Here is a 21461-nt window from a genome sequence, read left to right on the forward strand (position 1 = left end):
CTTGCGAGAGCCCCTTACACCTCCGGCGGCACCAGCGCGCTGTAGGGATCGTCTCCCAGCGACGTGCGCACCTCGGCCATCAGCCAGTCGCGAAACGCGCGGATCTTGGGCGTGTGGCGCTTGCTCTCGGGATAGACCAGCCAGAAGCTGTTCCGGTAATTCACCACCTGCGGCAGCACCTGCACCAGCTGCCCCGCAGCGAGCGCGGGCAACCACATCGCCGGCGACAGCACTGCCAGGCCGTGCCCGGCGATCGCTGCGCTGCCCATATGCACCTGGGAATCGAAACCGACACCGGGCTGCGAGATCTCGACCGCATCCTCGAGCACCGATTCGAACCACAACTCCCACCAGCGGTCGTCGGGTGAGACGCGCGGCAGGCGCAGCAGGTCGGCGGGCGTGCGGATCGGCGGGTGCGCGGCGAGGAAGGCCGGGCTCGCCAGCACCGTGAACGGCATGCGCATCAGGAAATGCGAGACCATCCCCGGCCAGGGCCGCTGCGCGCCGCGGATCGCGACGTCGGCGTCCCCGGCGGCAAGGTCGACCACCGCGTCCGAAACCCGCACCCGCACCGCGAGCTCGGGACGGGAAACCTGAAAGCTGCCCAGTCGCGCCGCCAGCCAGTTCGCGGCGAAGGTGGTGGGCGCGGAGATGGTGATGACCGAATCATCCTCCGCGCGCGCCGCGGCGAAGGCTTCGGCGAGCCCGTCGAACGCCGCGCTCACCTGCGGCGCGATGCGCTCGCCGAGCGGGGTCAGCGCGACGCCCCGCCCCTCCTTGCGGAACAGCGGGATGCCCAATCGTTCTTCGAGCAGCTTCACCTGGTTGCTGACCGCCGCCTGGGCCATGCCCAGCTCCTCGGCGGCACGCGTGAAATTTCCACGACGCGCCGCGGCCTCGAACACGCGGACGGCGGCGAGTGGCGGCAGGTTGCGCATGCCGATCTATAATCACAGCTGATGAATGACGTCGATCCTTTTGTTGGTCCTGCGCAACGAATTCTCCCATTTGGAGCACACCGCAATCCGGCGGCTGAACATGGAGCAGGACGATGCGCAACGAATTGGACGACCGCTTCTGGGCGGAGAATCATCAGGTGCTGAGCGACGGGATCGATCGCGGACTCCGGCGCCTCCGGGACGCGGCGGTGAAGGCCGTGCGGCGCGTGAGCGCCTATTTCGCGCCCGATAAGAGCGAGGAGGCGTGCAAGCGCAACTATTGCATCGGCTGAACGCCGCGTACCAACATCAACCTTATGATTTCTTGCAAGATTTCCTTTCGATGAAATGTGGCCGAAAAGAGGCATTGCCGAACACCCTCTAATGTGATGTTCTATCACTGCACGACGAATCGTGCATTGTGAGCGACGAACGGACATCTCTGGAGAGGAGTTACACCATGCGGTGGACATCAGGTTCGGCACTTCTGGTTCTGGTATTGGGAACCGCAGCATGCGGTCCGGCACCCCAAGGCGAGCACGAATCCGCATCCGGGCAAAGCTACGAGCCCAGCGAACCGCGGGGGTCCGCACCTAGCGAACCTCAGCGGTCCGTAGCCACACAGGAGGTAGCGGCGGACGTCGCCGGAGCCCCGGCCGGGATCGCGGTCACTGCGGCACCTGGGGTCGCATTTAATTATCGATACGCCTTCAGCTTGCCCGCCGTGCGGATCGCCGCCGCGCAGGAGGAGCATGCCGCCGCGTGCGAGAAGCTCGGCATCGCGCGCTGCCGCATCACCGGCATGCGCTACCAGCTGCTCGGCGAGGACCGGGTCATGGCGATGCTCGCCTTCAAGCTGGATCCCACGCTCGCCCGCGAATTCGGCAAGCAGGGCATCGCCGCGATCCAGAAGGCCGAAGGCACTTTGGTCGATGCCGAGATCACCGGCACCGATGCCGGCGCGGAGATCAACCGCCTCGCCACCGAACGCGCCCGCCTGGCTGAGGAGCTCGCCCGGATCGACCGCGAGCTTGCGCGCACCAACATCCCCGCCAGCGAACGCGCCGAGCTGCAGCGCCAGCGCGCCGAGATCGCGCAGCGGATCGAGACGGTGCGCACGAGCAGCGGCGAGCAGCGCGAATCGCTCGCCAACACCCCGATGACCTTCGACTATCGCTCGGGCCGGGCGGTGCGCGGCTTCGACGCCGGCGCGCCGCTCACCAGCTCGCTCGACCTGCTCGCCGCCTCGGCGCAGGCGACGCTCGCCTTCGTGCTCGGCGCGATCGCGGTGCTGGGACCGCCCGCCCTGCTGCTGCTGATCGGCATGCTCGTCTGGCGCCGCTTCCGCCCGCGGCTGCGCCGCGCCAAACCGGCCGAAACCACCGCCAGCGATTGATTGCACGCGGGGCCTGCTTCCGATATAGGCCCCGCGTTGAAGCCCCGGCGTCAGCGCTCCCAAGCGCCGCCGGGGCACCGCGTTTCTGAAGGACCCCGCAAGCCATGGCACGCCGCCGCCAGATCTACGAGGGCAAGGCCAAGATCCTCTACGAAGGCCCCGAACCCGGCACGCTGATCCAGTATTTCAAGGACGATGCGACCGCGTTCAACGCCCAGAAGAAAGGCACGATCAGCGGCAAGGGCGTGCTCAACAACCGGATCAGCGAGCACATCTTCACGCTGCTCGGCGGCATCGGCATCCCGACTCACTTCATCCGTCGCCTCAACATGCGCGAGCAGCTGATCCGCCAGGTCGAGATCGTCCCGATCGAGGTGGTGGTGCGCAACGTCGTCGCCGGATCGCTGGCGAAGAAGCTCGGGATCGAGGAAGGCACGCAGCTGCCCCGCACGATCATCGAATATTATTTCAAGGACGACGCGCTCGGCGACCCGATGGTCACCGACGAGCATATCCTGTGCTTCGGCTGGGCAAGCCAGGAGGAGCTGCACGACATGGCCGACATGGCGATCCGGGTGAACGACTTCATGTCGGGCCTGTTCGCCGGGATCGGCATCCGTCTGGTGGACTTCAAGCTCGAGTTCGGCCGGATCTGGGACAATGACTATGCCCGGATCATCCTGGCCGACGAAATCAGCCCGGACGGCTGCCGGCTGTGGGACATGGTCTCGGGCGAGAAGCTCGACAAGGACCGTTTCCGCCGCGATCTCGGCGGCGAGGTCGAGGCCTATCAGGAAGTGGCACGCCGCCTGGGCCTGCTGCCCGAGGGCGCCGACTCGGCAGTGCTCGACCTCGAGACGCATCGGAAGCGCCGGGGGAAGTAAGCGGGCGGGCCTGCGCGGAACGCAGCGCCTCGCGTCATCCCGGCCTTGAGCCGGATACTTCTTCACCCGATCGGCAGACGCACGCCGCGCATGGCGGATTGCTTCGGGCGGCCAATTGCCCTTACCTCCCCTGATTGAACCCGTGGTCGATTGGGGGATGGATGATGCGCCTGGTTTTGATTGCGGCACTGCTCGCGTCCGCTGCTGCGGGCCGTGTCTATGCCCACGAGGAGCCCGCGCCTGCGCAAGCGTCGAAGCCGGTCCCGAAGGAGGATCTGCTGAAGCCGCCCGCCGACGCGGTTCACTATGTCGTCGTGTCCGAAGCCGGCAAGCACGGAAGCCAGTGGCGCTGGCAGCTGCCCGACGGCCGCACCGCCTATCGCTGGTCCCAGGAGTTGCGCGGCTGGATCACCGAAATGGATCAGGTGACCAGCTTCGGGCGCGGCGGCACGATCGAGGCCCTGACCGTCCGGGGCGTCACCATGTCGGGCGACGCTGCCGAGGAGTTTCGCGTCGCGAACGGCCGCGCCACCTGGAAGACCGCCACCGATTCCGGCGAAGCCCGTGCCGGGGGCTGGTATATTCCGGCGGGCGGCGTCGGCATCGCCGGCGCGCCGCTGATCGAGGCGCTCGCCAGGGCGGGCGATGCCGGCGTCGATTTCCTGCCGAGCGGCAAGGGCAAGATGACCCTCGGTCCGACGCAGACCATTCAGGGTCCTGACGGTCCCAAGCCGGTCCAGCTCGCCTTCATCAGCGGCATTCTCCCTTCGCCGCTTCCCGTATGGCTCGATGAAGACAAGCGCTATTTCGCCGACATCAGTTTCATCTCGGTGATCCCGGCCGGGTATGAGGGCGCGCTCAAGCAGCTTCGCGACGCGCAGGACGCCGCCACCGCGCAAGCCGTTGCCGGTATCGCGAAACACTTCCTTTCGCCCGCCGCGAGAGCCCCGGTCCTGTTCGACAACGTCCAGCTTTTCGACGCCGACAAGGGGGTGTTCCTCGCCGGCCGGGCGGTGCTCGCGCGCGATGGCAGGATCGCGGCCATCGGCGCTGCGGGATCGTTGAAGGCACCGGCCGGCGTGCGGGTCATCGATGGCCGCGGCAAGACGCTGGTCCCGGGCATCTGGGACAGCCACCTCCATATCGGCGACGATTGGAACGTGCTGTCCAACATCGCCAACGGGATCACCAGCTTCCGCAGCCCGGGCACCAATTTCGATCGCGCGATCGATGCGACCAGGCGCCGGGCGGCCGGCGAGCTGCTGATGGGCGAGCCGTTCATCTCGGTCATCATCGACAAGAAGGATCCGCTTGCCGCACAGGGGGCCGAGGTGGTCAGCAGCGCGGAGGAGGCCGTGGCGGTCGTGCGCCGGGTCAAGGCCGCCGGACTGTGGGGCGTGAAATTCTATACCTCGATGAATCCGGCCTGGATCGCGCCCGCCGCGGCCGAAGCGCACCGGCTCGGCCTTCATGTGCACGGCCATGTGCCGGCCACGATGAAACCGAGCGAGGCCGTCGCCGCCGGCTATGACGAGCTCACCCACCTCAATTTCGTCGTCATGGAATCGATGCCCCGGGCGGTGATCGACAAGGCGAACACGCGGCAGCGGATGGAAGGGCCGGCGCGCTACTTCAAGGATGTCGATCTCGACGCTCCCCTGATGTCGGGCTTCGTCGCGGACCTCGCCCGCCGCAAGACGCTGGTCGATCCGACGATCGTCATCTTCGAAGGCATGCTCACGCAAGACGGGGGAAAGCCGCATCCGGCCTATGCGCCCTATATGGGGATCATCTCCCCCGTCATCGAACGCTCGGCATTCACCAGCGGCGGCTATCCGCTCGTCGAAGGGCTGACGCGCGACGACTATCGCAAGAGCTACGCGAAGATGGTCGAACTGGTCGGCAGGCTCCACAAGGCCGGCGTTCCGATCGTCGCCGGCACCGACGGCTGGGGGATCGAGCTCGTCCGCGAACTGGAAATCTATCGCCAGGCAGGTTTCACCGCTGCCGAGGCGCTGCAGAGCGCGACCATCATTCCCGCCCGGGTGGTCGGGGCCGACAAACGCACCGGCTCGATCGCAATGGGCAAGGAAGCCGATATGATCCTGGTGGACGGCGATCCCTCGACGGACCTTGGCGCGCTGCGCCGCGTCGTGACGGTCGTCAGCGACGGCTATGTCATGGACGCGGCGGAACTGAGGAAAGCCGCCGGCTATAGCGGCGCTCCCAAATAGGGGCGTGGGCCCTACCCCCGCGCCTTCATCCCTGCGATGATCCCGAACACGAACGAGCAGATCAGCGCCATCGTCACCATCCCGCCGGGATCGCTCCAGCCGAAATAGTCGCGGCCGAACGCCACCAGCACGACAAACATCGCGATTGCCAGAAACGCCATTTCACGCACTCCCCCTCGTCGCGCCCCCGCGGCCGCGACTCGGCGGAGCCGAGCGTGGCAGCAGCAGGTAAATGACCGATGAAGCCTTGCGATGCGATGCGCGTCGGCCCATAGGGCGCGGCAAATCCCCGGAGGCAACATATGAAGCTGCGCATCGTCGTCACCCTCAAGAACGGCGTGCTCGATCCGCAGGGCAAGGCGATCGAGCACGCGCTGGGTTCGCTCGGCTTCTCGGGCGTAGGCGAGGTTCGCGTCGGCAAGCTGATCGAGCTCGACGTCGCCGACGGCACCAGCGACGCGGACATCGACGCGATGTGCCAGAAGCTGCTCGCCAACACCGTGATCGAGAACTACCGGGTAGAGAAGCAATGAAGACCGCGGTCATCGTCTTTCCGGGCTCCAACTGCGACCGCGATCTCGCCGTCGCGCTGGAGAGCGTCACGGGCACCAAGCCGCACATGGTGTGGCACGGCGAGAGCGAGCTGCCCCAGGGCCTCGGCCTGATCGCGCTGCCCGGAGGCTTCTCCTATGGCGATTACCTGCGCTGCGGCGCGATCGCGGCGCGCTCCCCGGTGGTGCGCGCGGTGGTCGAGGCGGCCGAGCGCGGCACCCCGGTGATCGGAGTGTGCAACGGCTTCCAGGTGCTGACCGAGACCGGGCTGCTGCCCGGCGCGCTGATGCGCAACGAGGGGCTCAACTTCGTGTGCCGCGACGTCGCGCTGACCGTCGACAACAGCCAGACGATCTTCACCAGCCGCTATGCCGCGGGCGAGACGCTGTCGGTCCCGGTGGCGCATCACGACGGCAACTATTTCGCCGACACCGCAACGCTCGACCGGCTCGAGGGCGAAGGCCGCATCGCCTTCCGCTATGGCGAGGAGGTCAACGGCTCGGCGCGCAAGATCGCGGGCATCGTCAACGCCGGGGGCAATGTGCTCGGCATGATGCCGCACCCCGAGCGCAAGATCGAGGCTGCGCATGGCGGCATCGACGGCCGGCGGCTGTTCGAGGGATTGCTCGAAGCGGTCGCCTGAACGGGCGCCGCCCGGCGGATCGGTCCGATCGCTTCCACTTCGCCACCCGCAGCATGGACATGCGAGGGGCGGATTTCATGTGCGCCGGGCGTGGCAATGTTCCACTTGCCCCACCGCCTCGCGGACACGCGATTCCGGCGAAAGCCAACTTCGGCGTCGACTTGTTCCGCGTCCCTCACCGTCCACCCCGCACCGCCGGGGACGCCAAAGCCCCTTGACCTTGGCACAAAAATAACCTATATGGTTACCTCGATGCGCGGGTGTGGAACAATTTGGTGGTGCGCGCCAGCAGCAGGATCGCGGTCGGCCAGAGCATCGCGTTCCACACATCCTGCCAGTTCGCCGCGGGCAGGATCGGGCGCCCGTCGGCTAGCGAGTCCCAGATGTCCCATGCCTCGCCCGCAAGCGCGGCGACGAGCACCACCAGCCACGGCTTCCAACTCCTGAGCGGCCAGCGCAGCAGCAGCGCACTGCTGAAGAACAAGGCGAGCGCGATGTGGACGTGGAGCGCGTCCTTGGCGAGGCCGGTCGAATCGATCAGCCAGAACTTGGCTGCCTGGAAGATGCCGTCGCTCATTCAAACCCGCGTGCGGAAGGGGGTGAAATCGGTGCCCTCGTCATACACGTCCACGCCCTCGCGCCGCTTGAGGAAACCGACCACGGCATAGGTGACGGGCGTGAGCAGCACTTCCCACAAGACTTTGAGCCCCCAATTGGTGAGCATCACTGTGATCACCTGTCCAGTCGTCCAGACGCCGAGAAAGGCGAGCGGGTAGAAAATCAGGCTGTCGACCCCCTGGCCGAACACGGTCGAACCGATCGTGCGGCTCCACAAATGCCTGCCACTGGTGAGGATCTTCATCCGGGCGAGGACATAGGAATTGACGAACTCGCCCGCCCAGAACGCGATCACGGAGGCGCCGACGATCCGCCACACCTGGCCGAACGCGGCCTCGTACACCTCCTGCCCGCCCCAGCCTGGCGCCGGCGGCATGACGACGATGACCCAGCACATGACGGCGGCAAAGATCGTCGCGCCGAACCCCGCCCAGATCACCCGCCGCGCGCGGGCGTAGCCATAGATTTCGGTCAGCACGTCGCCCAGCACATAGGAGAGCGGAAAGAACAGGATGCCCGCGCCGAACGTCAGTCCGCCCAGCGTCGCCACCTTCGCCGCGCCAACCACGTTGGAGAGGACAAGGATGACGCAGAACGCCGCCATCACATAATCATAATAGCGGAAATGCCCGCCCGCGACCTGGCCCGCATTGATCCGCACCGGTGCCGCTTCGCCGTCCATCGCCACTCCCCCTGTTGAGGCCGCGAATTATGATCGCGGTTCCCCGCCCGCGCAATCCGCGCTAACGCAGGCGCCGCGCGCGCCCGTAGCTCAGCTGGATAGAGCACGAGCCTTCTAAGCTTGGGGCCGCAGGTTCGAATCCTGCCGGGCGCGCCAAATACAAAACGGCTGGTCAGTAACGAAGGCGCAGGCCGAGGCCGGCCGTGGTGCCGAACGATTCCCAGCTGATCAGGCGGTTGCGCTCGCCCGAATAGGTGATGGCGGTGCTGTTGGTGATGTTGCGCCATTCGGCGAACAGCTGGAGCCGCTCGCTCAGATTGTAGCTCGCGCTCAGGTCGAGCGTGGTGCGGTCGGAGATGATCTCGTCATAGCCGGGGCCGTCGTCGGACATGCCGCCATCGTCGATGCTGTCTCCGGTGTAGGAGAGGCTGAGCCGCGCGAAGACCGGTCCCTTGGCATAGACGAGTCCGGCGTTGAAGATGTCCTCGGGCTGCTCGGCGAGCGGCGGGCGATCGGGGCGCGGCGCGAAGAGCAGCGTCGAATCGATATGCGCATAGTTGAGCTCGAGGCCGAAGCCGCCGAGAAGTCCGGGCAGCTTGTCGAACTGATGGCGAAAGGCGGCCTCGAACCCCTCGATCTTGCCGCTCGCGCCGGCCTGGGTGGTGAACTGCGCGTAGAGCTCGCCGTCGATGGTGACGTTGCTCTGGGTGACCAGTGGATAGTTGTCGATGTTCTTCTTGAACGCGCCGATCGAGACATAGCCCAGCGGCCCGAAATACCAGTCGAGCGAGGCGTCGAAATTCTCGGACGTCAGCGGTTCGAGGCCGGGGTTGGGGCGCGTGATCGTGCGCGCGACGTCGTCACGCGATTCATTGGCGTAGACATTCTCCGGGTCCGGACGCGCAGTGGTGTTGGACCAGCTCGCGCGGGCGACGAGTTCGGGGGTGATGTCGTAGCGCAGGTGGACCGACGGCAGGAAGTGCGAGGACGAGCCCTCGAAGCGTTGCAGGCCGATGCCGGCATCCTCGCCCAGCCGCTCGAAGCGCGTCTTGGCGGTCTCGAAGCGCCCGCCGCCGATTACCGTGAAGGGGCCGTGGCGCCAGGTCGCCATGCCGTAATAGGCCTGGATGGTGACGTCGGCGGCGAAGTCCGCCGCGACGTCGACGCCGCGGGTGTAGAATATCTGCGCCGGCCCGAACTTGCTCTGGTTGTCGGCGAGCAGCGAATGCGCCTGATCGAAGCTGGAGAGCGATCCGAAATAGATGCCGTCGCGCACCATCGCCGGGCTGTCCGTCATGAACTCGCCGAAGCTGACCGACTGGCCCGCCAGCACCGTCCAGCGCGTGGCGACATTGTCGCTGCCCTGATCGATGAAGCGCAGATAGGTGCCCGCCTTCAGCTCGAGTTTGTCGCCGTTGCCCAGCTCGATCTGCTTGCGCAGGTTGGCATAAACGGTCTGCTCGCTCTGGTCGTCGAAGCGCCCGCCGCGCTGGTAGAAGGTGACCCCGACACTGCCCGGCTGCAGCGCGCCGGGAAGCGTGCCGCTGAACGGACCGAGCGAGGCGCGGTCGCTCGCGATCTGCAGCGGCAGACCGGTGAAGTCCGCTTCCGTGCTGCGGATGTCGAGGCGATTGGGATAATGCTCGCGCGCCTGCTGGAAGGAGTGACCGAGATCGAGCGACCAGCCGCTGCCGAGGTCGGCGTCCATTGTCGTCTGCACGCCGTAGAGCGCGAGGTTCCATTCCTTGTACGAGAGGCTGCGGCTGATCGAGCCGTCGACCAGGCCGCCGTCCGCATCGAAATCGGTCGGCACGCCGCCGGTCTCGGCGGGCTCGACGCTCTGCGTGAGGCTGTTCTCGGTGCCCGGCAGGTTGGAGAGGCTGTAGAAGCCGCGGATCTGGAAGCGCAGATTGTCGAACGAGCCGCCGAACGCCGCGTCGACGCCGACGCTGCGCTGCTTGAACTCGCCGGCGGTCTGGCTGATCTCGGAGGGTGCCCAGACCTCGCCGCCATTGCTCGACGGAACCTGCTGCCAGTCCTCGGGCTCGCTGATATAGGCGCGGCGCTCGTTCTGGCGGAAGCTGCCGGTGAGCGAGAAGCCGAACTGGCCCTCGGGGCCGAAACGGTCGGCAATGTAGCCGTCGGCGCGGATCTCCGAGCCGTGATATTGCTGGACGCCGCCATAGAGCGAGGCGCCGGCGGTCAGCTTCCTGATCTCGGCCGGGTTGCGGGCGACGATGTTGACCGAGCCGCCAATGCCTTCGCCGGGCAGGTCGGGGGTCATCGTCTTGTTGACCTCGATCCGCTCGATCAGCGTGTTGGGGATGGTCTGCAGGTCCACGCGGTGCGATTCGCTGTCGGCGGTCGGCACGGTGAAGCCGTTGAACATCGTGCCGTTATAGTTGGGCCGCGCGCCGCGGATCGAGATGAAGCGGCCTTCGCCATGATCCTCGACCATCGAGATGCCGGGCAGGCGGCGCAGCGATTCCGCGGCGTTGAAATCGGGCAGCTTGGCGAAATCGTCGCTCGAGACGACATTCTTGACCGTGGTCGCCGCCTTCTGGCGCGCGATCGAGGTGGCGACGCCCGAGAGCGCACCGGTGACGACGACTTCCTGTTCCTCCTCGGCGGGGTTCGCATCGGCGGATTGCGCGCTGGCGCCATTAGCGGCGGCGGTCCTGGCCGGAGCTGCATTGCGCAGTAGGACGAGCGCGCCGCCGCCGCGCTCGGTCACACGCAGGCCGGTGCCGGCGACGAGCCGCCGCGCAGCGTCAGCCGCGGTGAAGCGCCCGCGCAGGGGCGCGCTGCGGCGTCCCGCGACCGCTTCGGAGGGAAAGGCGATGGTGATGGCGGCCTGGCGCCCAAGTTCATTGAGCGCCGCGCCGAGATCCTGCGCCGGGATGTTGAACTCGATCGACTGTTGCGCGACCACCGGGCGGGCCTGTGCCGGGACCGCGAGCGCGCCGCAAAGCGTGAGGATGCTTGCACCCAGGAGGATGGGACGAAGTGCCGGCATTGTGGTTTCCCCCAGTAGCGGTCGGTTGCGCCGGAAGCGGCGTGCCGTTCGCCAGTCCGGATGCGCGAGCCGAGAGGAACCGCTAAGACAGGTCGAAGTTTTCTTGGATCAGCCCCGCGTCAGCCGGATGCGGTCGGGCTCCACCCGGGCCGCGATGCCATAGATTTCACGGAGTGCCTGGCAGAATTCGGTCGGGTCGGTGGCCGAGAAGCGCCCGCCGAGGCGGACTTGCCGGATCGCCGGATCGGCGATCACGATCGGGCGCGGCAGGTAGCGATTATATTCCGCGACCGCCGCTTCGAGATTCTCGCCGTTGAAATGGAGCTGCCCCTGCTGCCAGGCGGTGACCGCACCGGCTTCGATCGGCGAGAGCGCTGACAGCGCGGGCAGTGTGCCGTCGGCGATCGTCGCCTTGCGCAGGGGCGGAAGGGGGATCGCGCCGCTCGGGCCCGGCGTCCGCAACGACGCCCCGCCCTCGAGCACGGACACCGCGACGCCACTTCGCGCGAACCGCGCGTTGATCCGCGCGCCGGCCGCCACGTCGACCTCCGATCGCCCGCAATGCAACCGGCACGATTCGCTGCCTGCCGCACGCTCGACCATCACTTCGCCCCGCAACAAGCGAATGTCGTAGAGCCGATCGCCATGCCGCCACTCGACGCGGCTGTCGGTGTTGAGCTCGATCGCAATGCCCTTGGCGAGCACGATGCGGCGCCGCTCGCCGACCGCGGTCTCGGCCGTGTGGGCGGCCGCCGCGATCGACCAGCCGAGGCCACCGAGCCCGGCCGCGACCACGCCGATTCCGCCGATCGTCAGCAGCCTGCGGCGGCCAAGGGCGGGCGGAGCGGGCGGGGTCTCGTCCACGAGGGGGCGTTCGCCGAGCCCGCTCTCGCGCAGATAGCTGAGCTCCGCATCGACCTGCGACAGGCGGATGAAGGCGAGGGCATGCGCCGGGTCGCTCGACCGCCACCGCTCGAAGGCCTGACGATCGGCCGTCCCGCACTCGATCGCGGCGTGCCAGTCAGCTGCTTCGGCGTCGATCCGTTCCTGTGTGCCTGTCACCCTGCCCATCGCAGCCGCCCCATATCGCAGAGAGATACATGGAACGACCAAAACCGCTATTATGGATTGTCCTGACGGACTTTTTTCCTGGCTGGAAGGCGGATTCCGGCGATGCGAAGCGGCGCAGCGTCCGCCTATGCCTGGCGCGGGCGGGCCGTGGGACCGGACTCCTCGCCGGGATCGACCGGTACCGGCGGCATGACCGGCATCTGCGACGTACGACGACGCCAGTGCATCAACTGCTGCATCCCGCGCGCAAGATGGGTCTCGACGGTGGAGACGCTGATCCCCAGCTCGAGCGCGATCTCCCGCGGCGCGCGGTCCTCGAACTTGCGCATCCGGATCACGCGGCGGCAGACCGGAGGCAAGCGTTCGACCTCGGCAAGCAGGTCGACCAGCGCCTGGCGCTCGGCAACCGCCTCGAACACGCCCGGGGCCTCGTCGCGCGTCTCGGCGAGGCTGGGGGCGGGAATGTCCACGATCGCGACGATCTGCTCACGGCGCACCCGCTGGAGGACGAGGTTGCGAATCGTGGTCACGGTATAGGAACGGGGCGTGCGGACCGCCGCCCAATCGTCCATCTGGAGGAGCCTGAGATAGGCCTCCTGGACCAGGTCCGCGGCCTCTTCGCGGCTCCGCGACCAGCGGCGCGCCTGCCTTAGATAATGCGCCTCATAGGGCAGGACCTGCTCGCGGAACCAGATATCGATCGGACGGAGCCAGCTCACGACACTTCCCCCAACAGCCGGGGGCGCGACTATCGGGGCTGATTGACTCCTTGATGACAGGCCGGCGCGAGGCGTCCGATTAGCGGTTTCGGCGATTCCGCGCATCCGGGATGCGAGGCGCCGCTCGTGCGCCGGATTGCGACGTCACCATTGAAAGGAAGCGTGAATGGCTCGGTATCATGGTGTTCTTCTTGCCCTTCTCGTTTCAGGATGCGCCGGAACCGGCGGAACGCCACCCCGAACCGGCGCGGATCCGGCGATGCCGACGCTCACTACCGTGCGCGAGACGGCTCCGGTTCTCTCGCCGGGGGATGCCGCGGACGATCCGGCGGTGTGGCGCAACCCGGCGGACCCCGCCCGGAGCCTGATCGTCGGAACCGACAAGGAATGGGGCCTCAACGTCTATGACCTCTCGGGCGCGCTGCGCGCGTCGGCACCGGCGGGGCTGGTCAACAATGTCGACCTGCGCGCGGACGTGCTGATCCGCAACGCGTCCGGCGTGCTCGTCGCCGCCAGCGACCGCACCGAGGATCCGAAGGGAAGGATCGCGCTCTACGTGCTCGAAACCGCGCCGGTCGGGCTGCGTCATTTGGCGCATGTGCCCGTCGAGAGCGACGGGGTCGGCAACGTCTATGGCTTTTGCCTGTGGCGGCGCGCGGCGGACGACGTCCACGCCTTCATCCCGTTCAACAACGGCGACGTGCGCCAATATGCGATCGACCTTTCGGGACCTGCGCCGCGGGCCCGGTTCATCCGCTCGATCAAGCTCGGCAGCCAAACCGAGGGCTGCGTCGTCGATGACCGGACGGGCATTCTCTATGTCGGCGAGGAGCAGCGCGGTGTGTGGCGCATCGACGCCGCGCCGGAGCGCAAGGCGGTGCCGAAACTGTTCGCGCGGGTGGACGGGGTGCGGCTGATCCCCGACGTCGAGGGACTCGCGATCGTCCCGCGGGGCGCGCGGGGCGGGTATCTGCTCGTCTCCAGCCAGGCCGACAACCCCGCTCCCGGATCCGTCCGGCCGGGCAATGCCTATGTCGCGTACGACCTGGAGAGCGGCCGTTATGTGCGGCGCTTCGGGATCGCCGGATCGGGCGAGGTCGACGGCACCAGCGACACCGACGGGCTGGAGTTCGCCCCCGGCGATTTCGGCGCGCCGTTCGAAGGGGGCATCCTGGTCGTCCAGGACGGCGACAACGCCCCGCAGAACCAGAATTTCAAGATGGTGCCCGGAAGCGCGCTCAAGGCATTGCTCGAGCGGAAATAGTTAGACCAGGCCGATCCGCCGAGACCGCATAGCCCGCCTCGGCGGCGAGGTGCCAGCGCGCTACCGACCGGAGCTTCGCGCGCCTTTCTCCATGCGAGCGATCAATCGCAGCCAGGGGTCGGCCCAACGCAATGTTTATTGCCTACTAAACTAATGGGATTATCTTGCGGGGCATGGAGCCGTCATATGGAGACATGGCCATGTCCATCTTCTCGCCGCATGACGTGAATTCGCCGATCGTCCTGACCGTGCCGGGCCTGGGCGGCTCGGGCCCTTCGCACTGGCAGAGCCTGTGGGAGGATTCGCGTCCCGATACCCGCCGGGTGGAGCTCGGCATGTGGAGCACCCCGCACCGCAACAGCTGGGTCACCAAGCTCGACCAGGCGATCCGCGAGGCGCAGGCGCCGGTGGTGCTCGCCGCCCACAGCCTGGGCTGCCTCGCCGTCGCGTGGTGGGCCGAGCTCGCAGGGCAACCCTATGGCTGGCCGGTGGCGGGCGCGCTGCTCGTCGCGCCGGCGGACGTCGACAAGGGTTCGCACGAGGCGTTGCGCGCCTTCGCCCCCTCCCCTGCCAAGCCGCTGCCCTTCCCATCGATCCTGGTCGCGAGCACCGACGATCCCTGGGTGCATATCGACCATGCCCGCAACCTCGCCGCCAACTGGGGCAGCGTGTTCGTCGACGCGGGGCCGCAAGGTCATCTCAACGCCGATAGCGAGCTCGGCTGGTGGCACGATGGCCAGGTGCTGCTCGATCGCGTGCTCGACGCGGCGAGCGACCGGCGCGGACGCACCCGGCGCGTCGAGCAGCACAGCGTGCTGGCGATCAACGCGACCGACGCAGCGCAACGGCATTATCTGGGGAGCTAGGAACGCATGAGGCAGGATCCGTGCTCATGCGTTAGCAGGTGGCATGGAGCGACTATGGTTCATCACGAATCCGCAATCGGGGTCGGCGACGCGCGAGAAGTGCGCGGCGCTGGAGGCCGTGTTCGAGGAACGCGGGCTCGTGCTCGCCGGCCGGACGGGATTCCCGGATGAACCGATCCCCAGCGAGGACGAACTGGTGGCGGCAAGGATCGACACCGTCGTGCTGTTCGCCGGGGACGGCACGATCAACGCCGCCTTGTGTGCGCTGGCGGATTGGGACGGCGCGTTCCTGATCCTGCCGGGCGGGACGATGAACCTGCTCGCCAGGGCGCTGCACGGCGACGCCGAGCCCCCCGACATCATCCACGCCGCGCATGACGGCGGGCGCAAGGTCGCGCTGCCCTATGTCGAGGCTGGGCCGCACCGCGCGTTCGTCGGCCTGATCCTGGGGCCGGCGGCGCATTGGGCGCGGGCGCGGGAGGCGGCGCGCAAGGGGCGCGTGGCACGCGTGCTCGGCGCGATGCGCACCGCGTGGCGGCGCACCTTCGGCAAGGGCATCCGCGTCGCCGGCGTGCCGGGGATGCGAGAGCGTTATCAGGCAGTGTTCGTCGCGCCCGGCGCGAACGGCCTGGAGGTCGCGGCGATCGACGCGCGCGACTGGGCATCGATCGCCGAGCTCGGCTGGAACTGGCTGACTGGGGATTGGGTCGCCGCGCGCGCCGTGACCGACCGGCGGGCCGAGCGGCTGCGCGTGCTGCGCCGCCGGCCGGTGCTTGCGCTGTTCGACGGCGAGCCGGTGACGCTCGCGCCCAACACCGAGGTCACCGGCGGCATGACGCGGCCAGCCTTCATCGCCACATTGCAGGACGCCGCATGATCCGCCTGTTCCACGTCAGCGACATCCATTTCGGCGCGGAGGATCGCGCCGCGCTCGACTGGTTCGCAGGGCTGGTGCGGGACGAAGCGCCCGACGCGGTGGTGGTGACCGGCGATCTCACGATGCGCGCCCGCCACCGCGAGTTCGAGGCGGCGGCGAAATGGCTCGAGGGGCTGGGCCGGCCGGTGACGGTCGAAGTCGGCAATCACGACCTGCCCTATTTCAACCTGTGGGCGCGCTTCGTCACCCCCTATCGCCGCTACCGCGCGCTCGAGCGGATGATCGAGCGCCCGCTCGACCTGCCGGGCGTGACGATCGTCCCGCTCAAGACCACCGCGCGCTTCCAGTGGCGGCTCGACTGGTCGAAGGGCCATGTCAGCACGCGCGCGTTGCAACAGGCGCTGGCGCTGGTCGAGGCGGCGCCGGCGGGGCACCGCATCTTCGTCGCCTGTCATCATCCGCTGGTCGAGGCCGGGACGCGCAGCACCTCGCGCACGCGCGGCGGGCGGGGCGCGCTCGCGGCGCTGTCGCAGGCCGGAGCCGATGCGGTGCTGACCGGCCATGTCCACGACCCGTTCGACATACGGCATCCGAGCGGCGGCGGGACGGTGCGGCTGATCGGCGCCGGAACCCTGTCGGAGCGCGTGCGTGAGAGCCCGCCCTCGTTCAACGAGGTCCGCATCGCCGAGACCGGGATCGAGACGATCGCCCGAATCATGGGCGCGACGCCCGACCAGTCGCTGTCGCCACCCGCGGCGTGACACGAACGAAAAAGGCCGCCCCCGGAGGGACGGCCTCTTCGTTGGATCCGCCGCTCGATCAGAAGCGGAAGGTGACCGATCCGCGATAGGTCTGGACCGACAGGTCGGTGCGCTCGATCGTGGTGTCCGCCGCGATCGAGAGGTCGACCGAGCCGGTCTTGAGCGTCAGCCCGCCGCTGATCTCCGCCCAGTCCTTGTCCTCGCCGTTGAGCGCGAACAGCACGCCGCCGCTCGCGCCGCCGATCAGGTCTGCGGTGACGAAGTCCGGCTGGTCCGCGAACTCGTGGACATAGGTGCCGGTGACGAACGGCCGCACCTTGGCCGACTTGCCGCCGAAGGTGACACCCGCCCGGCCCTGATAGCTGGTGAAGGCGTGCCGGCGCAGGTCAAGCGCCATCGGTCCGCCGCTCTCCCGTGCGCTGCCGAAGCCGATATGGGTGGCGCGGCCGGCGATGCGCGGCGTGATCTCCAGCGAATCGCCGCCGAGGTCCTTACCCAGCCCGAGCTCGCTGCTGAGCACCAGCGCCGAATCCGAGGCGCGCAGCGTGAACGGCGTGCCGAGGAAGTTGACTGAGCGCTCGCTGCGCGAGGTGATCGCGCCGGCGATCACCAGGCCGTCGACGGTGAGACCGTTCGGGCTCACCATCTTGGCGTAGAGCGTGCCCTGGAAAGCCTCGTTCTTGACCGTCTGGCCGGCGAACGACGGCGTCCCTTCGAGGTCGGTATAGCTCAGCGCAAAGCCGACCAGGCCGTTGTCGCCTGCCGCGACCTCGATGCCGCCGCCGACATACCAGCCGTCGAGGTCGTCGCGCCCGCCGATCCCGGTCATCGCGCGGCCGTCGCCGGTGAGGTAGCCGCCGGAGATGAAGCCGCTCATATTGTCGGGCAATGCACCTTCCTGGAGCAGCGTCGGCGCCGCCATGTCGCTGGCGATGGTCGTGTTGCCGGCGGGCGACAGGCCGAGCGCCGCGACCTGCACCGGCCGGCCATAATGCGCCAGCGTGCCCCCTAGGTTCGCCGGGTCGAGACCCTGGAGACGCGTGCGGATGAAGTTCGAGTTCGAATCCACCACCGCGAAGCCCAGCGTCTGCACCGTCGATTCGCTCGCCGGGGCAAGGCTGGCCAGCGTCGTGCGGATCGTCGCCGCGTTCTGCAGATCGAGCGGGCCGTAGAGCGCGTCATAGTTCGCCGCATTGGCGCGGTTCGCGTCGAGCAGCAGCGCATAGGCGTAGCCGATCGGGTCACTCGACGGGACGACATTGGTATAGCTGCCCGCGACGATGTTCAGCAGCACCGAGTTCGCGGTGTAGCTGAGCCTCGGCGTCAGGATCGCGCTGAGCGCGGTCGGCGCGTTGAACGTGCCGGTGACGCCGCCTTGCGCGGTGAGGATCGTGTAGCTGCTGCCGCCGCGCAGCGTGGTCGGCGAGAAGGACAGCATCACGTTGCCGCCGAGCGTCGCCAGGCCGTTGGTCGGCGTAGTGCCGGTGAACGTCGTGGCGGTGAGCAGGATCCGGTCCGACACCCCGTTGGCGCCGACATCGACCAGATAGTTCGACCCCGACGAGAGGACGAGATTGCCGGCGAAGGTCAGCGTGCCCGGCGTGGTCAGCGTGCCCGGCGCGATGCTGCCCATCACGCTGGTGGTGAACGGCGCGCGGACAGTGCCGGTGCCGGTCAGCAGGCCCGAGAGCAGCAGATAGTCGCCCGGCGAGGTGAGCGTGCCGTTGTTCTGGATCGTGCCGGTGAGCTGGCGGATCTCGATCAGGCTGTTGAGCGTCGCGCCGCTGGCGATGTTGAGTTGCGAGGTCGCGCCCACGATCGAGAAGCGGTCGATGGTGACCGAGGAGTTCAGCGTCACTACGCCGGTGTTGCGCAGCGTGACGTCGTAATAGCGCCCCATCTGCCCGGTCGCGCGCACGCCGTCGACATTGTTCGGCGTGAAGTTGGTCGCCCCCGGCAGGCCGTTGGCGATCGTCGGCGCCGGACGCACCGTGTCCGAATAGCCGGGGTCGGCCTGCGCGGTCTCGACCGGCATGGTCAGGCCCGAATTGCCGGTGATGTCCGCGACCAGCGGCGCGCTCGACTCGGTCGCGCCGTTGGGCACGTTGTTGCGCTCCTGGCCGGTGGCAATGTTCACGCACTCGTTGGTCGCGGGGTTGGCCGAGTTGCTCGGCGACTGGAAGCACATCTCGCCGAATTCGGGCGCGATGCCGAGCGCGCCGCCGAGGTTGGTCGGCAGGCCGTTCACGAGCTGGCCGTTGACGATGATCTGGAAATTGGGATCGAGCTCGGTCACCCAGGCAGTCTGGTCTTCCCAGTTGCGATTGCCCGCCACCGCGGTGACGTAGCGATACGGGCTGTTGGCGACGATCCAGTCCCAATAGAGGAACAGCGGCTGGTAGAAGCTCTGCGTGCCGTAGCTGCCGCCGGGCTGTCCCCCGAAGAAGGTCGAGCCGCCGGAAAGCGTGCCGATCACCACCGGCTTAGAGAAGGCGCGGTCGAGGATCAGCGGGCCGCCCGAGTCGCCCGGCCCGGTCAGGCCCTCGCGCGGCAGCGCATTGTCGCGGAAGCCGTTGAAGTCCTCCGGATCGGCGCCGGTCTGTCCGCGGCGGGGATCGTCGAAGTCGAGGAAATAGAGCGCCTGCGGCCGCGAGGGACTTCCGGTGGTGCCGAACAGGAACAGGTTGCGGTTGTTGAGCGAGACCAGCGCGCCGAGCATGTTCTCGGCGGCGCGGCGGCGGAAATCGCTGCCCGAGGCCGCGCCGGTCGTGCCCGTACCGAAGCTGCCATAGCCCTGCATCTCGACATGATAGCCGGTGCCGGTCGCCGTATTGATGCTGCCCGGCGTCGGGAGCGGCGAGAACAGCAGCGCCCAGGTCGGGATGTTGCGGGTCGGAGTGTCGAGCACCGCGGTCGCGACGTCCGCCTCGAGGAAGCACGAGGTGGGGTTGGTGCACGATGCCGGTGCCTGCGAACGCGGATCGTAGAAGACCTGGTTGATATTGTAGAAGGCCTGAGCCTGATTGGTCTGATACTGCCCGGCACCGCCGGTACCGCCGAACAGCCAGCGGACGAGCTCGTCGGTCTGGCCCGCGGCGTTGGCGCGCGTGTTGTTCTCGAAGCCGACACCGATGCCGACGCCGCCCGATCCCGCGCCATAGGCGGTCGCCGCGCGCGTGTTCACGCAGTGCGCCGCGAACAGGATGGTGCGCGGATTGATCAGCGTGCCGGTGCACAGGCCGACAAAGCCGCCGCCGGAGTCGGTGATCACCTGGCCGATGCCCGTGATGAGGTTCGGGTCGCGGGCCTGGGTGGGCGTGAAGTTGTTGTTGATCGTGATGTTGGGGGTCTCGATCGCTTCGTTGGGCAACACGAAACCGCTCTGCGCAGCCGGCGCGACGCTGACCGGCTGTGTGCCGGAATGGGGCACCTCGACCAGATCCGTGAGCCGGACGCTTGTATGCGGGCTGTCGACGACATCGGCCGCGCTCAACGATTGCGCGCTGGCGACGCCCGGCGCGGTCAGCGCAAGGCTCAGGCCGGCAGCCGAAAGAAAAAGCGATGCGCGCACGCGCCACTGGTGACAAGCGATTGTCATGAGAGCCCCCTGCGTTGACCCGGCCGCCCCCGGCCGGGTTCAATCGAGCGAGGCTATGCTGATGGGGGGTGACGTCAAGTCCCAGTCGTTACAATTGCGCCTATTTTACGCGCCGATAGATGCGTCGAAGCCACAGTTGTAACCGATTCGGGTATGGGATTGAACCGCAACGAAAAAGTCGCCTGACCTGCACTGGCAATCTGGCAACCGGTGTCAGCACGGCGGTGCGCTGTCGCCCAAAACCGCCGCGCAACGAAAAAGGCGGCCCATTTCTGGACCGCCCCTTCGAGGTCGCGATGCCGCTCCCCGCTTCCGCGGGGACAAGGCTTAGCGCTTCGAGAACTGGAAGCTGCGGCGGGCCTTGGCCTTGCCGTACTTCTTGCGCTCGACCGCGCGGCTGTCGCGGGTCAGGAAGCCGGCCGCCTTGACCGGCGCGCGCAGCACCGGCTCATACTTGGTCAGCGCCTGGGCGATGCCGTGCTTGACCGCGCCGGCCTGGCCCGAAAGCCCGCCGCCCTTGACGGTGCAGACCACGTCATACTGACCGTCGCGCTCGGCAACACCGAACGGCTGGTTGATGACGAGACGCAGCGTCGGGCGCGCGAAATAGACTTCCTGGTCGCGGCCGTTGATCGTGATCTTGCCCGAGCCGGGCTTGATCCACACGCGCGCGACGGCGTCCTTGCGGCGGCCGGTCGCATAGGCGCGGCCGAACTTATCGAGCTCCTGCTGGCGCAGCGGCATGGTCTCAACGACCGGGGCACCGGCCAGATAGGCCTCGGCGGCGACCACCTCAGCACCCTCGGGCGCACCGGCGGCGATGTTACCGAGATCGGAAAGGGACTGGCGATTGTCGGACATTATGCGCCCACCTTGTTCTTGCGGTTCATCGCCGCGATATCCAGGACTTCGGGATTCTGCGCCTCATGCGGATGCTCGGCGCCCTTGTAGATGCGCAGGTTGCGCATCTGCTGGCGGCCCAGGGGCCCACGCGGGATCATGCGCTCGATCGCCTTCTCCAGCACGCGCTCGGGGAAGCGACCTTCCAGCACCTTGGCGGCGGTGATTTCCTTGATTCCGCCGGCATAGCCGGTGTGCTTGTAATAGACTTTGTCGGCCAGCTTCTTGCCGGTGAACCGCACCTTGTCCGCGTTGATCACGATGACATTGTCACCGCAATCGACATGCGGGGTGAAGCTGGTCTTGTGCTTGCCGCGCAGGACATTGGCGATCACCACCGCCGCGCGGCCGACGACCAGGCCGTCGGCATCGACGATATGCCACTTCTTCTCCACCTCGGCCGGCTTCACCGACTTGGTGGTCTTCATCAGCGCCTTCATGG

General features: G+C 67.6%; 20 protein-coding genes and 1 tRNA gene. 11 read left to right on the forward strand and 10 right to left on the reverse strand.

Annotated features, from left to right (window positions below):
• Window positions 1–14: 14 nt before the first annotated feature.
• Window positions 15–938 (reverse strand): LysR substrate-binding domain-containing protein, encoded by a 924-nt coding sequence (locus OK349_RS16515; RefSeq protein ID WP_265119005.1) that lies wholly within the window; start codon window positions 936–938, stop codon window positions 15–17.
• Window positions 939–1051: 113 nt separating this feature from the next.
• Between OK349_RS16515 and OK349_RS16520 the strand changes: the two genes are divergently transcribed.
• The 4 genes from OK349_RS16520 (at window position 1052) to OK349_RS16535 (ending at window position 5452) form a co-directional block, all read left to right on the forward strand.
• A complete protein-coding gene (locus OK349_RS16520; RefSeq protein WP_265119006.1) occupies window positions 1052–1231 on the forward strand; it encodes a hypothetical protein in 180 nt (59 codons plus the stop codon).
• A 431-nt stretch (window positions 1232–1662) separates the two neighbouring features.
• Window positions 1663–2334, forward strand: a complete 672-nt coding sequence (locus tag OK349_RS16525) for a hypothetical protein (protein WP_265119007.1) — start codon at window positions 1663–1665, stop codon at window positions 2332–2334.
• A gap of 104 nt (window positions 2335–2438) precedes the next feature.
• Window positions 2439–3218: a phosphoribosylaminoimidazolesuccinocarboxamide synthase gene (gene purC, locus OK349_RS16530; RefSeq protein ID WP_265119008.1), complete on the forward strand. Its 780-nt coding sequence runs from the start codon at window positions 2439–2441 to the stop codon at window positions 3216–3218.
• A 161-nt stretch (window positions 3219–3379) separates the two neighbouring features.
• Window positions 3380–5452: an amidohydrolase family protein gene (locus OK349_RS16535; RefSeq protein WP_265119009.1), complete on the forward strand. Its 2073-nt coding sequence runs from the start codon at window positions 3380–3382 to the stop codon at window positions 5450–5452.
• A gap of 11 nt (window positions 5453–5463) precedes the next feature.
• On the opposite strand, the gene OK349_RS16540 is transcribed toward OK349_RS16535, so the two are convergent.
• On the reverse strand, window positions 5464–5613 hold the full coding sequence (locus tag OK349_RS16540; RefSeq protein ID WP_265119010.1) for a hypothetical protein: 150 nt from the start codon (window positions 5611–5613) through the stop codon (window positions 5464–5466).
• A 141-nt stretch (window positions 5614–5754) separates the two neighbouring features.
• Between OK349_RS16540 and purS the strand changes: the two genes are divergently transcribed.
• Window positions 5755–5985 (forward strand): phosphoribosylformylglycinamidine synthase subunit PurS, encoded by a 231-nt coding sequence (gene purS / locus OK349_RS16545; RefSeq protein WP_265119011.1) that lies wholly within the window; start codon window positions 5755–5757, stop codon window positions 5983–5985.
• The gene (gene purQ, locus OK349_RS16550) at window positions 5982–6647 is read left to right on the forward strand and encodes a phosphoribosylformylglycinamidine synthase subunit PurQ (RefSeq protein ID WP_265119012.1); all 666 of its coding nucleotides are present in this window, start codon (window positions 5982–5984) and stop codon (window positions 6645–6647) included. Before purS ends, purQ begins: the two co-directional genes overlap by 4 nt.
• A gap of 244 nt (window positions 6648–6891) precedes the next feature.
• Here purQ and OK349_RS16555 read toward each other — a convergent pair whose 3' ends face one another.
• Together OK349_RS16555 and OK349_RS16560 are read right to left on the reverse strand one after the other, a co-directional pair.
• Window positions 6892–7224 (reverse strand): hypothetical protein, encoded by a 333-nt coding sequence (locus OK349_RS16555; RefSeq protein ID WP_265119013.1) that lies wholly within the window; start codon window positions 7222–7224, stop codon window positions 6892–6894.
• Entirely contained in the window at window positions 7225–7947 is a 723-nt protein-coding gene (locus tag OK349_RS16560) for a queuosine precursor transporter (RefSeq protein WP_265119014.1), read from the reverse strand.
• Between the two features lie 79 nt (window positions 7948–8026).
• Between OK349_RS16560 and OK349_RS16565 the strand changes: the two genes are divergently transcribed.
• Window positions 8027–8103, forward strand: a tRNA-Arg gene (locus OK349_RS16565).
• A 16-nt stretch (window positions 8104–8119) separates the two neighbouring features.
• Here OK349_RS16565 and OK349_RS16570 read toward each other — a convergent pair.
• The 3 genes from OK349_RS16570 to OK349_RS16580 all read right to left on the reverse strand — a co-directional run bounded on the left by OK349_RS16570 (window position 8120) and on the right by OK349_RS16580 (window position 12753).
• Window positions 8120–10963 carry a TonB-dependent receptor gene (locus OK349_RS16570; RefSeq protein WP_265119015.1) on the reverse strand — a complete coding sequence of 948 codons (2844 nt, stop codon included), beginning with the start codon at window positions 10961–10963 and terminating at the stop codon, window positions 8120–8122.
• Window positions 10964–11071: 108 nt separating this feature from the next.
• Window positions 11072–12034: a FecR family protein gene (locus OK349_RS16575; protein ID WP_265119016.1), complete on the reverse strand. Its 963-nt coding sequence runs from the start codon at window positions 12032–12034 to the stop codon at window positions 11072–11074.
• Window positions 12035–12159: 125 nt separating this feature from the next.
• Complete coding sequence (locus OK349_RS16580; RefSeq protein ID WP_265119017.1) at window positions 12160–12753, reverse strand: RNA polymerase sigma factor; 594 nt, start codon at window positions 12751–12753, stop codon at window positions 12160–12162.
• Between the two features lie 259 nt (window positions 12754–13012).
• On the opposite strand from OK349_RS16580, the gene OK349_RS16585 reads away from it, so the two are divergent.
• From OK349_RS16585 to OK349_RS16600, 4 genes are all read left to right on the forward strand, one after another.
• Complete coding sequence (locus tag OK349_RS16585; protein WP_265119018.1) at window positions 13013–14017, forward strand: phytase; 1005 nt, start codon at window positions 13013–13015, stop codon at window positions 14015–14017.
• A gap of 200 nt (window positions 14018–14217) precedes the next feature.
• Window positions 14218–14883 (forward strand): RBBP9/YdeN family alpha/beta hydrolase, encoded by a 666-nt coding sequence (locus tag OK349_RS16590; protein ID WP_265119019.1) that lies wholly within the window; start codon window positions 14218–14220, stop codon window positions 14881–14883.
• 43 nt (window positions 14884–14926) lie between these two features.
• Window positions 14927–15760, forward strand: a complete 834-nt coding sequence (locus OK349_RS16595; protein ID WP_265119020.1) for a diacylglycerol/lipid kinase family protein — start codon at window positions 14927–14929, stop codon at window positions 15758–15760.
• Window positions 15757–16521, forward strand: coding sequence for a metallophosphoesterase family protein (locus OK349_RS16600; RefSeq protein WP_265119021.1), 765 nt, complete (start codon window positions 15757–15759; stop codon window positions 16519–16521). Before OK349_RS16595 ends, OK349_RS16600 begins: the two co-directional genes overlap by 4 nt.
• A gap of 58 nt (window positions 16522–16579) precedes the next feature.
• Here OK349_RS16600 and OK349_RS16605 read toward each other — a convergent pair whose 3' ends face one another.
• From OK349_RS16605 to rplM, 3 genes are all read right to left on the reverse strand, one after another.
• Window positions 16580–20119, reverse strand: coding sequence for an autotransporter domain-containing protein (locus OK349_RS16605; RefSeq protein ID WP_265119022.1), 3540 nt, complete (start codon window positions 20117–20119; stop codon window positions 16580–16582).
• Window positions 20120–20446: 327 nt separating this feature from the next.
• The gene (gene rpsI / locus OK349_RS16610; RefSeq protein WP_265119023.1) at window positions 20447–20980 is read right to left on the reverse strand and encodes a 30S ribosomal protein S9; all 534 of its coding nucleotides are present in this window, start codon (window positions 20978–20980) and stop codon (window positions 20447–20449) included.
• Window positions 20980–21459, reverse strand: a complete 480-nt coding sequence (rplM, locus tag OK349_RS16615; RefSeq protein WP_265119024.1) for a 50S ribosomal protein L13 — start codon at window positions 21457–21459, stop codon at window positions 20980–20982. Before rplM ends, rpsI begins: the two co-directional genes overlap by 1 nt.
• Window positions 21460–21461: the final 2 nt, after the last annotated feature.

Source organism: Sphingomonas sp. BT-65, from assembly GCF_026107375.2.
Lineage (GTDB): Bacteria > Pseudomonadota > Alphaproteobacteria > Sphingomonadales > Sphingomonadaceae > Sphingomonas.